We start from the raw sequence: 12128 nt of genomic DNA, 5'->3' as shown, positions 1-12128 counted from the left end.
TATGGATAATAAACAAGCAACACTTGAACTGGGAACGAAACCGGTCGGCAAACTGCTTATGCAGTATGCCCTTCCTGCCATCATAGCGATGACGGCAGCCTCGCTGTACAATATGATCGACAGCATCTTTATCGGCCAGGGCGTGGGTCCGCTGGCCATATCCGGACTGGCCATCACCTTTCCGCTGATGAACCTTTCGGCAGCGTTCGGAGCAGCCGTGGGCATAGGTTCGTCTACTTGTATCTCCGTCAAGCTTGGCCAGAAAGACTACCGCAAGGCTGAGCTTATATTCGGCAACAGCATCGTGCTGAACATCATCGTCGGAGTGGCATTCGGCATAATATCGCTGATGTTTCTCGACCCGATACTCTATTTCTTCGGCGCGAGCGAGAACACAATACCCTACGCACGCGAATATATGCTGGTAGTGCTGGCGGGAAACGTGTTTTCGCAAACATTCTTCGGCATGAACGCCATACTGCGCGCCGTGGGCAAACCGCGCCATGCCATGTTTGCCACGATGTCGTCCGTGGTGCTCAACACCGTCCTTGCGCCTATATTCATCTGGCCGCTGAAGATGGGTATACAGGGCGCTGCACTGGCCACCGTGATATCTCAGGTAACGGCACTTGCATGGCAGCTATGGCTGTTCAGCAAGTCGAGCGAGATAGTACACTTCAAAAAAGGCATATACAAGCTAAGGAGCAACATCCTGAAAAACATAATAGGCATAGGTATGTCGCCCTTCGCCATGAACGTATGCGCATGCATCGTGGTGATATTCATCAACACCAGCCTGTATAAATACGGCGGCGACATGGCCGTAGGCGCCTACGGCATAGCCAACAAGGTGGCATTCGTGTTCATCATGATCACCATGGGCCTCAACCAGGGCATGCTCCCCATAGCCGGCTACAACTACGGAGCGCAGCGCTTCGACAGACTCATGAAGGTGCTTAAATGCGCAATAATAGCAGGAACCGCCATCACTACCACGGGATTCCTCATCGTTCACATCTTCCCATACGAGTGCGCACGCCTGTTCACGACAGACGCCGAACTGATAGACAAGGCCATGAGGGCAATAAAGATCAACATGGCAGCATTCCCGTTCGTGGGATATCAGATGGTTGTAACCAACTTCTTCCAGAGCATCGGCAAGGCAAAGATAAGCATATTCCTGTCGCTGTCACGACAGATGCTGTTCCTGCTGCCGCTGCTTATCATCCTTCCGCAGTTCTTCAAGCTCGACGGCGTGTGGATGTCGCTGCCAACAGCCGACACAATAGCCTCACTCATGGCTGCCGTGATGATGACAAAATATATGAGAAAATTCAAAAAACAACATAACGCCATAGCTTATGGAAACCAAGAAGAAAATAATAATTAACGTAGGCAGACAGCTCGGAAGCGGCGGAATGATTATCGCCAAGATGCTCGCAGACGAATTCGGATGCAAGTTTTACGACCGCGAGCTGCTGAATCTGGCCGCAAAGGAAAGCGGATTCAGCGAGAAGTTCTTCGAGCAGAACGATGAGAAAAAGGGATTTTTCAAGTCGCTTTTCCACATGCACGTACCCTATATTTCAGACAACTGCTTTTATAACAACAAGCTGTCGCAGGAAAGCCTGTTCCAGTTTCAGAGCGACGCCATACGCAAGGCTGCAGAAGCCCACTCGTGCGTGTTCGTGGGCAGATGTGCCGACTATGTGCTGCGCGACTTCGACAACATGGTAAGCGTGTTCATCACAGCCGACATCGACGAACGCATAGAGCGCATATGCAAGAGACATAACTGCAACAGGGAAGAGGCTAAGAAGATTATAGAGAACAAGGAAGACAGCCGCTCGTCTTACTACAACTATTACACGGGCAAGAAATGGGGGCACAGCACATCATACGACCTGTGCATAAACTCAAGCTTGCTCGGCATCGAAGGCACGGCCGGATTCCTGAAAGAGTTTATCACAAAAAGCCTCGACCTGAAATAAAACTTATGCAGCACGGCATGACCACAGCGGGATGTGCCGGCTGCACACTGCACAAACAAGTCACAGACAAAGAATGAAACGCATAGGAATAATAAGCGACACACACGCCTACTGGGACGACAAATACCTGAAATACTTCGAGCCGTGCGACGAGATATGGCACGCAGGCGACATCGGGTCGCTTGAGGTGGCACAGAAGCTGGCAGAATTCCGCACTCTCAGAGCCGTCTACGGCAACTGCGACGGGGGCGACCTGCGACGCATGTTCAGGGAGACTCTGCGATGGAAGTGTGAGGACACCGAAGTGCTCATGAAGCACATCGGAGGCTATCCGGGCAACTATGACGCAAGCATAAGAGGCTCGATATATGCCATGCCGCCACAACTCTTCATCAGCGGACACTCGCACATACTTAAAGTTAAATTCGACAAGACGCTCAATCTGCTGCACATCAATCCCGGTGCGGCAGGCCTGCAGGGATGGCATAAAGACCGCACACTGATAAGGCTCACCATAGACGGAAGCACGTTTAAAGACCTTGAGGTGGTTACGCTGTCTGACCCAAGAAAAGCAGACGTACACAATTTTTAGGCGAAAACTGAGTTATCTTAAATAAGAATACTAACAATTAAAATCAATAATATGAAAACTTATCTTGTTACCGGAGCTGCCGGATTCATCGGCTCAAACTTTATTAAATATCTTCTTTACAAAAAATATAAGGAAGAGGAGATTAAGATTATAGTGCTCGACCTGCTGACATATGCCGGCAACTATGGCACGATAAAAGACGACATCGACGGAAAGAGATGCGTGTTTGTGCACGGAGACATCCGCGACAGAGAACTGGCAGACAAGCTGTTTTCAGAAAATGACATCGACTATGTCGTAAACTTTGCTGCTGAAAGCCATGTAGACCGCAGCATAGAGAATCCGCAGCTGTTCCTCGAGACCAACATACTCGGCACGCAAAACCTGCTCGACGCTGCAAGAAGGGCATGGGTTACGGGCAAGGACGAAACAGGATATCCTGTATGGAAAGCCGGAAAGCGATTCCATCAGGTCAGCACCGACGAAGTGTACGGCTCGCTGGGCAAGGACGGTTTCTTCACAGAGAACACGCCGCTCTGCCCCCACAGTCCTTACAGTGCGTCAAAGACAAGTGCCGACATGATCGTGATGGCTTATCATGACACATACCACATGCCCGTGTCTATCACAAGATGCTCTAACAACTACGGTCCTTACCACTTCCCCGAGAAGCTTATTCCGCTGATAATAAACAACATCCTCGAAGGCAAGCAGCTGCCCGTATACGGCAAGGGCGACAACGTAAGAGACTGGCTCTACGTTGAAGACCACTGCAAGGCCATCGACCTGGTGGTGCGCGAAGGCAAGGAAGGCGAAGTGTATAATGTCGGAGGCCACAACGAGATGACAAACATCGACATCGTAAAACTGACCATAAAGACCATACACGACATGATGGCCGAAGACAAGGAGCTGCGCAAGATACTGAAGAAACAGGTGAAAGACGCTGACGGCGAAATAGCCATCGACTGGATTAACGACAACCTTATCACATTCGTCAAAGACCGCCTGGGCCACGACCAGCGCTATGCCATCGACCCGACAAAGATAAAGAACGACCTGGGATGGTATCCTGAGACGATGTTTGCCGAAGGAATTGTGAAGACGATTAAATGGAACCTTGACAACCAGGAATGGGTAAAGGAGGTTACGAGCGGCGACTATCAGAAGTATTACGAACAGATGTATTCAAACAGATAGCCCAAAAACGATGTCAGGAAACGTGAAAACGAGCTGCGTTTCCTGACATCTTACAAATCAAACATAATAACAACAACTTTTCATTTATCAAGATGGACGCACTGTCACAAGAGCTTCAGGATTTTCTGATAAGGCTCGGTAAAGAGCCTCACTGCGTGAGCGAGAAGGTGGAACACTACATTAAGCACATCATGCACCTTATCTACGCCGACGACGAAGCCGTGCTTCAGCAGTATTACGGACTGTTCGGCAACGACGTCAAACCGCTTGAAGACATAGCAAAGGAACATGGCGTAAGCCCCGAAACAATGAGAAAAATCATAGAGGCAAATGTAAGAAGAATGGCCGTGTCGCCTGAATGGCAAATGGTAAAACAACTAATTAAAGAATAAACAATGAAGAAAATATTGCTTTTAGGCTCGGGAGAACTGGGCAAGGAATTTGTAATTGCGGCAAAACGTGCCGGACAATATGTTATAGCATGCGACCGCTATGCCAACGCTCCGGCCATGCAGGTGGCAGACGAAAGCGAGGTGTTCAGCATGCTCGACGGCGATGCGCTCGACAAAGTGGTGAAAAAACACCAGCCTGACATCATCGTTCCGGAAATAGAAGCCATACGCACAGAGCGCCTTTTCGACTTTGAGAAAGAAGGAATACAGGTAGTTCCGAGCGCACGTGCCGTGAACTTCACCATGAACCGCAAAGCCATACGCGACCTGGCAGCAAAGGAACTCGGACTGAAAACAGCCAAATATTTCTATGCAAAGACGCTCGACGAACTGAAGGAGCACTCAAAAGAGATTGGTTTCCCGTGCGTAATCAAGCCGCTCATGTCATCGTCAGGACACGGTCAGAGCATCGTAAAGTCGGCAGATGAACTCGAGACAGCCTTCAATGCAGCCATGGAAGGCAGCCGCGGAGACGTAAAAGAAATAATAATCGAAGAGTTTATACACTTCGACAGCGAATTTACGCTCCTTACAGTTACACAGAAAGACGGCCCTACTCTTTTCTGTCCGCCGATAGGACACGTACAGAAGAGCGGCGACTACCGCGAAAGCTGGCAGCCGTTTGCACTGAGCGAAGCCGACCTTAAGGAAGCGCAGCACATGGCAGAAGCCGTTACAAAGGCGCTGACAGGAGCCGGAATATGGGGCGTGGAATTTTTCCTTAGCCGCGACAAGGGCGTTGTATTCTCAGAACTTTCACCCCGTCCGCACGACACAGGCATGGTAACGCTCGGACACACACTCAACCTCAACGAGTTTGAACTGCACTTCCGTGCCGTAATGGGACTGCCTATTCCGGCCATACATCTTGAGCATGCAGGCGCAAGCGCCGTCGTCCTGGCAAAGGAGGAGGCAAGCCACGAACCCGAATACAACATGCTCGATGTGCTGAAAGAGGACTATACACGCCTGCGCATCTTCGGAAAGCAGGAACAGCACGTGAACAGACGTATGGGTGTAGTGCTCTGTTACGGCGATGCAGATGCTGACACAACAGCACTGAGAGACAAGGCCAAGCGACTGGCAGAAACCGTAATAAAAGGCTAAAATCAGATACATCAACTGAATATTAACTACAAACCGTTCTGTAAAAGTATGTCTTTTTCAGAATGGTTTGTTTTCGTTTTCAAAAAAATGCCTAAAAATGCACCATTGTGTGGCAGAAAATATGTAATTTTGTACATTATACGAATTTAATCGTGCATACCGCCATTTTTTACTTCACATTATTATGATAAACTCATTACAAGCATATAGATTTTTTTTCGTTCTTTTAATATTGTTCTCCCATTTCCATTGGCAAGGAACACCTTTATCATTAATAGGTGGTGAATATGGCGTATCATTTTTTTTCATTCTCAGTGGTTTTGTCCTATCTGTAAGCCAAGGACAAAAAGTTAAGGAAGGTACTTTCAATCTAAGGCAGTTTGTAACAAAACAGTTGGTAAAGTTTTATCCACTTCACATCCTCATACTGCTCATCTATGTTATATTAGACATACGTGATCAACTCGGAGAAAACATAATAAAAGCACTGCTCAATGTATTCATGCTGCAAAGCTGGGTGTTAGACAATACCTACAACTTTGCCTATAATGGAGTAACATGGTTTCTTTCAGACATAATGTTCTTTTATCTGCTTTTTCCGTGGCTTTACAGAAGCATAATGCTGTCAGGACGGAAACAGCTTGCTATCGGATGCACACTCGTTGGAATATTGCTGATGACAATTGTGGCCGCCACGCCAGAAGTATATGTAAACACCATACTTTACACTTTTCCGCCAGTAAGAAGCATAAACTTTGCTATCGGAATACTTATTTGCAGATTTTATAAATCAGACTTCACACAGTCGGTAATCAGTAGGGTAAACAACAACGACCGACACCTTACAATTGCTCTCGAACTATCAGCCATCGCAATTATAGTTACGACGTTCGTATTATATAGGTTCTGTCCTCCAAGAATAGGCTGTATGGTGTTTTTCCTGCTGCCAGTCTCAGCCCTTATATACATCTCCGCTATAACAGACAACAGCAAGGGACTGCTAACGAGATTGCTCCACAACAGACAGGTGCAAACACTCGGCACGATAACCATGGAAATATTCATGATACATATGCTAATAATTAGGATTTTCATTATTTTACGTAACAATCATATTTTTACCTGTGGCCTTACTGCAAGCGTTATTATACTACTCGTAACAACAATAGCAGCAGCATACACAATAAAAAAATTCTACGCAGATAAAATATATTCAATTTATAAAAACAGAATAGTATAATACCATGAACAAAATAATTGACCTTCCGAAAATAATCGACCCGAGAGGCAACCTCACTGTAACTGAGGGCGAAAACCATATACCGTTTGCCATTAAACGCACTTACTGGGTGTATGACGTACCGGCAGGAGAAAGCCGCGGAGGGCATGCACACAAGGAATGCAAGGAGTTTCTTGTAGCCATAAGCGGAAGCTTCAGCGTTACGCTTGACAACGGAAAGGAGAAGAAGACATTTCTTCTTAACCACCCATATCAGGGACTTTTCATCGACGTGAACATCTGGCGAACGCTCGACGACTTCTCATCCGGAGCTGTATGCCTTGTGCTTGCTTCTGAAAGATTTGAGGAAGAAGACTACATACGCGACTATAACGACTATCTGGAATACGTCAAGGACAAGTCGCAAGAGCTATAACATGCTAGCAAAAAATGTAAAGATGAACAAGATTATAAAATATTCTGACCTGACAAAAAACACCGAAAGATACTCATCTGAAATTGAAGAAGCCGTCAAGAGGGTGGTAAACAGCGGATGGTATCTGCGCGGCAAGGAGACAGAACGCTTTGAACACGACTTTGCGTCATACATAGGCACGGCTCACTGCGTGGGCTGCGGCAACGGACTCGACGCGCTCACGCTCATTCTGAGAGCCTACATAGAGATGGGCGTAATGACGGAAGGCGACGAGGTTATCGTTCCGGCAAACACCTATATAGCATCGATACTGGCCGTTACGGAAAACAAACTGGTGCCTGTACTGGTTGAACCGGACATCGAGACACTGCAAATAGACGACAGACTCATAGAGCAGGCCATAACCGAACGCACCAAAGCCATAATGATTGTGCATCTTTACGGACGCTGCGCATACACCGAGAAGATAGGCGAACTGTGCAGAAAATATAACCTGAAGCTCATTGAAGACAACGCACAGGCACACGGATGCATGCACAACGGTATACGCACCGGCGCACTGGGAGATGCCGCAGGACACAGCTTCTACCCGACAAAGAACCTCGGCGCACTGGGAGACGCGGGCGCCGTGACCACAAACGACAGCGAACTTGCCGACATGGTGCGTTCACTTGGCAACTATGGTTCAGCCAGAAAATATGTATTCGACCACATAGGACGCAACAGCCGCATAGACGAACTGCAGGCTGCCGTGCTTGACGTCAAGCTGAAATATCTTGACGAGGACAACGAAATGAGAAGAAAAAAGGCGCTGCGCTACATAAATGGCATTGACAACAAGAGCATAAAAGTGCCGTCAGAAGGATATTGGGAGAACAGTGTCTTCCATATTTTCCCCATTCTTTGTGAAAAGCGCGACGAACTGAAAGCCTATCTGAGCGGCCACGGAGTGCTGACAGAAGTGCACTACCCCATAGCACCTCACAGGCAGAAATGCTACGAAAGCTGGGCCGGGATGCAGCTGCCGGTAACAGAACAGATACACAGACAGGAATTGAGCCTGCCCATGAGCCCTGCACTCGACGAGAAGGAACAGGACTACGTGATAGAACTTCTCAACAACTTTTAATCCGAAAAGCCGTATGCAACTATACGAAGTTACAGCCGAAGAATATGCTCAGGCAGGATTTTATGCCCATGTCTACAACACGCCGGAGTTTTCAGAGCTTAACAAGGCCAAGACCAGCGGCCTTCACTACATTCTGATTAAGGACAACAAGACCAGATTCTCGATTGTTCTCGGCGAGAAAGGCGACAGCATGTGCAGTCCGTTCTCTGCCCCATACGGCGGTTTCAACATGAAGACGCCGCAGCGCATTGCCTACATGGACGAGGCCGCCGCCCTGCTGAAAGACTGGGGCAAAAGCCATGACAAAAAGATAAAGATAACGCTGCAGCCGTCGGTCTACGACGATACGCAACTATCGAAATGGGCAAACGTGATGTTCAGAAACGGCCGGCTGACCAACATTGACCTCAACTATCACTTCGACCTGTCGAGATTTCCGCATTATGAAGACTTCATAGACCGCAGCGCACGCAAGAACCTGCACAAAGCCATGGCCGAAGATTTCGTAATATCTCATCTCGACAGCAGTAATGCCGACGACATATCGAGGGCATACGGCGTGATAAGCATCAACCGGAAGGAACACGGCTATCCGCTAAGAATGAGCCTGCAGAATGTTGCCGACACGGTGAAAATAATTGATGCCGACTTCTTTGTGGTGTCGCACAACGGCACCGACGTGGCTGCCGCACAGGTGTTTAAGGTAACGGACGACGTGGCACAGGTTATTTACTGGGGCGACTTGAGGCAATACGCTAGCCTAAGGACTATGAATTTTCTTGCATACAAGGTCTTCGAATATTACTATCAAAAAGGCTTCAGGATTCTCGACATCGGCCCGTCGACCGAAGACGGGGTGCCCAACAACGGTCTCTGCGACTTTAAGGAGGCCATAGGATGCTCTGTAACGCAGAAGCTCTTCTTCGAACTCTGACGCCAACAATAAGTTAAATCAAACAAAAGATTAAGCCCAAACCGGTTGTTATATTACATCTTTCAAAAAGAGTAACAGCCGGTTTGGGCTTAATTTATGTATTGTAGACTATAGTATTTCAGTCTGTAAGTATCACGGTTACGCCTCGCGCAGCCTGCGCTCCCATAACAAGAGCCTGCGCGATGTCGGCCGTCTTGGACGGTCCTGATATGAACGAGCCGTAGCCATAGTCGGTAAACTGTATGCGCTCGTATGCCTGATGCATGTTGCTCACGATGCTCTTGCGGCTGAGCAGTATGACAAGATATTCAGAGATAAAGCATACGGCCTTCTCCTTCATGGTCTGCGGAATCCACACACAGCCGTTCTCTGCCACTCCTATTTCGCCCCTTACAATGCCAACGTCGGTTCCGTTGAGGTCCTGCGCCCTATCAACGGTGTCGGGATTGCGGTCGGCAATGGTTATTTCGGGCAGACTGCTCGCAAACACCTTTGCCTCGGGATAGAGGCTCTTGATAACACTGTTTATGTCGTCGCCGGCGGACAGGTCTACCACATGGCTGCCCACATTCTCGCTCATGGCTACAAACTGCGCCAGAGGATTGTCGTACTCAACACCCTTCAGTGTGCTGAAGTCGGGCATGTCATACTGCCCCGTAACCTTCATGTTGCGGCGGTATCTTGAAAGTATTTCTTCCTTCGTGCTCATTTCACTTCTCCTTTCTTCCACATTGTCTGGAACGATTCGCGCGGGAACTCTGGCATCTCATGCCCTATGCCCCACCCGTTAAGTTTGTTATACATCAGCAGTCGCGGCAGATGGTTGGCCAGCGGCGCAAATCTGAGCGACGTGCTGTAGAGGCCCGGATGGCCGAAGAGATACTCCATGCCTGCCGACATGGCCTTCTTCATCGGATCGGCCTTGCCCAGCGAGTCGAGGTTCTGGCGCCATCTGTATATCTGTTCCGACAGGTTCACCTTAACGGGGCACACATTGTCGCACGAACAGCAGAGCGAGCATGCGCTCACGTTGTCGGAATATTTAACCGGACTTTTCAGCATTCCGAGGTTTATTCCGATAGGTCCCGGAATGAAGTATGTGTATGAGTAGCCTCCGCTGCGGCGGTAGACGGGGCACGTGTTCATGCAAGAGCCGCAGCGTATGCACTTCAGCGTCTCCCAGTGTTCAGTGTTCGCAATAATGTCGCTGCGTCCGTTGTCTACCAATATTATGTGCATCTCGCCGTCCGGACGCGCCTTGCGGAAGTGTGATGTGAAGGCTGTTGTAGGCTGACCTGTGGCCGCACGGCAGAGCAGACGCTGAAATACGGCCAGCGAACGGTAGTCGGGTATCACCTTCTCGAGGCCCATTGCAGCTATATGCAGCTTAGGCACAGAGGTAGACATGTCGGCATTTCCCTCGTTGGTGCACACCACGATGTCGCCCGTGGCGGCAACGCCGAAGTTGGCGCCCGTCATGCCTGCGTCGGCCGTCATAAACTCGTTGCGCAGGCTTATGCGTGCCTGGTATGTAAGATATGTGGGGTCATAGTTGCCCTTCTCGCTTCCGAGCACGCGCTCAAAGAGATGTCCCACCTCTTCCTGCGTGATATGTATGGCCGGCACTACGATGTGACTCGGCTTCTGCTTCATAAGCTGAAGGATGCGCTCACCGAGGTCTGTTTCAACGACGTCTATGCCGTGCTGCTCGAGGAAGGGGTTCATCTCGCACTCCTCCGTCAGCATCGACTTGCTCTTCACGAGCTTCTTCACGTTGTGTGACGTGAGTATTTCAAGCACAATGTTGTTAAACTCTTCTGCGTCTTTTGCCCAATGAACCTTCACTCCATTCTTCTCGGCATTTGTGGCAAACTGCTCAAGATATTTGTCAAGATGCGTTACGGTGTGGCGCTTTATGGCGCTGGCCGTGTCGCGCAGGCGTTCCCACTCGTCGAGTCCCATGGCCATGTTGTCGCGCTTGTCGCGCAGTGCCCAGAACGTGGCGTCGTGCCACTTGGCGTTCTCTCCGTTCTTCAGGAACGTCTGTGCTGCTTTTCTGTGTAGTGTGCTCATAGTCCTGCCGCTAAAATTTGTACGATGTGAATAAACTTTATGTCCTTCTGCTGCCGCTTTGCCACACCCTGCAGATGCATCAGGCACGAGCTGTCGGGGCCTGTTATATACTCAGCGCCCGTGGCCATGTGGCGTTCCAGCTTGTCGATGCCCATCTGTGTAGACACCTCAGGCTCCTCAACCGAGAACATGCCGCCGAATCCGCAGCACTCGTCAACGCGCTCCGGCTCGCAGACGGTTACGCCTTCTACGAGCGACAGCAGGTCCTTGAGCTTTGAATATTTAGGGATATTGCGCTCGCTGGGTGACGAAAGGCCAAGCTCGCGCACTCCGTGGCAGGAGTTGTGCAGACTTACCTTATGATAAAACTTGCCGGGCAGCGACTTTACCTTCAGTACGTCGTGCAGAAACTCGCAGATGTCCATTATCTTGTCTGACGTCTCGCAGAAATGCTTGCCCTGAAGCAGTCTGGGATAGTTGAGCTTTACAAAAGCCGCACAACTGGCCGAAGGGGCCACCACATAATCGAAACCCTTGAAGATGTCCTCAAAATGCTCGGCCAAGGGCACAGCCTTGCTCTCAAAGCCGGCGTTTGCCATAGGCTGGCCGCAGCATGTCTGCTTTAGCGGATACGTTACGTCTACCTGAAGATGCTTCAGCAGCTTGTAGCAAGCCACCGCCACCTCAGGATACAGCGCATCGACATAGCAGGGAATAAAAAGTCCTGTTTTCATATCTTTTGTATTTTTCTTGTCCGCACGCGGCGACTGCAAAACTACATGCCAAGAGCCTGCCACGCATTCGGGCGCAACCATCTTAACCGCCGGCAAAAAACATTTCAGTCATTGTGCGGAGGCTGCATGCCCACCGCAAAGGTAATAATTTTAAAGCGAACGACAAGCACAACGGGACGACAAACTGAGCCTCTCTTACGCAAAGAAAATCACTTTGGCAACACAATGCTCCAGACTGCAAAACCGACATTGCAGACTGGC

13 protein-coding genes are annotated in these 12128 nt (G+C 49.3%); 10 read left to right on the top strand and 3 right to left on the bottom strand.

Annotated features, from left to right (window positions below):
- Nucleotide 1 precedes the first annotated feature (1 nt).
- The 10 genes from ACU52_RS01565 to ACU52_RS01520 all read left to right on the top strand — a co-directional run bounded on the left by ACU52_RS01565 (nucleotide 2) and on the right by ACU52_RS01520 (nucleotide 9060).
- Nucleotides 2-1390 carry an MATE family efflux transporter gene (locus ACU52_RS01565; RefSeq protein ID WP_021853858.1) on the top strand — a complete coding sequence of 463 codons (1389 nt, stop codon included), beginning with the start codon at nucleotides 2-4 and terminating at the stop codon, nucleotides 1388-1390.
- Nucleotides 1362-1991, top strand: a complete 630-nt coding sequence (locus ACU52_RS01560; protein ID WP_021853859.1) for a cytidylate kinase-like family protein — start codon at nucleotides 1362-1364, stop codon at nucleotides 1989-1991. Before ACU52_RS01565 ends, ACU52_RS01560 begins: the two co-directional genes overlap by 29 nt.
- Nucleotides 1992-2064: 73 nt before the next feature.
- A complete protein-coding gene (locus tag ACU52_RS01555) occupies nucleotides 2065-2583 on the top strand; it encodes a metallophosphoesterase family protein (protein ID WP_021853860.1) in 519 nt (172 codons plus the stop codon).
- A 51-nt stretch (nucleotides 2584-2634) separates the two neighbouring features.
- Nucleotides 2635-3783, top strand: a complete 1149-nt coding sequence (gene rfbB / locus ACU52_RS01550; protein ID WP_053397481.1) for a dTDP-glucose 4,6-dehydratase — start codon at nucleotides 2635-2637, stop codon at nucleotides 3781-3783.
- A 92-nt stretch (nucleotides 3784-3875) separates the two neighbouring features.
- Nucleotides 3876-4175, top strand: a complete 300-nt coding sequence (locus ACU52_RS01545; protein ID WP_021853862.1) for a hypothetical protein — start codon at nucleotides 3876-3878, stop codon at nucleotides 4173-4175.
- Nucleotides 4176-4178: 3 nt separating this feature from the next.
- Nucleotides 4179-5342 carry a formate-dependent phosphoribosylglycinamide formyltransferase gene (purT, locus tag ACU52_RS01540; RefSeq protein WP_053397480.1) on the top strand — a complete coding sequence of 388 codons (1164 nt, stop codon included), beginning with the start codon at nucleotides 4179-4181 and terminating at the stop codon, nucleotides 5340-5342.
- Between the two features lie 184 nt (nucleotides 5343-5526).
- Entirely contained in the window at nucleotides 5527-6582 is a 1056-nt protein-coding gene (locus ACU52_RS01535) for an acyltransferase family protein (protein WP_053397479.1), read from the top strand.
- Nucleotides 6583-6586: 4 nt separating this feature from the next.
- Nucleotides 6587-6997 carry a sugar 3,4-ketoisomerase gene (locus tag ACU52_RS01530; protein ID WP_021853865.1) on the top strand — a complete coding sequence of 137 codons (411 nt, stop codon included), beginning with the start codon at nucleotides 6587-6589 and terminating at the stop codon, nucleotides 6995-6997.
- Between the two features lie 31 nt (nucleotides 6998-7028).
- The gene (locus ACU52_RS01525; RefSeq protein WP_053397522.1) at nucleotides 7029-8126 is read left to right on the top strand and encodes a DegT/DnrJ/EryC1/StrS family aminotransferase; all 1098 of its coding nucleotides are present in this window, start codon (nucleotides 7029-7031) and stop codon (nucleotides 8124-8126) included.
- A gap of 13 nt (nucleotides 8127-8139) precedes the next feature.
- Nucleotides 8140-9060: a hypothetical protein gene (locus ACU52_RS01520; protein ID WP_053397478.1), complete on the top strand. Its 921-nt coding sequence runs from the start codon at nucleotides 8140-8142 to the stop codon at nucleotides 9058-9060.
- A gap of 118 nt (nucleotides 9061-9178) precedes the next feature.
- Here the strand turns inward: ACU52_RS01520 and ACU52_RS01515 are convergent, their stop codons facing one another.
- The 3 genes from ACU52_RS01515 to ACU52_RS01505 are packed head-to-tail and all read right to left on the bottom strand — an operon-like array spanning nucleotide 9179 to nucleotide 11867.
- Nucleotides 9179-9769 (bottom strand): LutC/YkgG family protein, encoded by a 591-nt coding sequence (locus tag ACU52_RS01515; RefSeq protein WP_053397477.1) that lies wholly within the window; start codon nucleotides 9767-9769, stop codon nucleotides 9179-9181.
- Nucleotides 9766-11133: a lactate utilization protein B gene (locus tag ACU52_RS01510; RefSeq protein ID WP_053397476.1), complete on the bottom strand. Its 1368-nt coding sequence runs from the start codon at nucleotides 11131-11133 to the stop codon at nucleotides 9766-9768. Before ACU52_RS01510 ends, ACU52_RS01515 begins: the two co-directional genes overlap by 4 nt.
- Nucleotides 11130-11867, bottom strand: a complete 738-nt coding sequence (locus ACU52_RS01505; protein ID WP_021853870.1) for a (Fe-S)-binding protein — start codon at nucleotides 11865-11867, stop codon at nucleotides 11130-11132. Before ACU52_RS01505 ends, ACU52_RS01510 begins: the two co-directional genes overlap by 4 nt.
- Nucleotides 11868-12128: the final 261 nt, after the last annotated feature.

The sequence above is a fragment of the Xylanibacter rarus genome (assembly GCF_001275135.1).
In the GTDB taxonomy this organism is placed as follows: Bacteria; Bacteroidota; Bacteroidia; order Bacteroidales; family Bacteroidaceae; genus Prevotella; species Prevotella rara.
The sequence above is the reverse complement of the archived record's forward strand: the minus strand, read 5'-3'. Positions and strand labels throughout refer to the sequence as shown.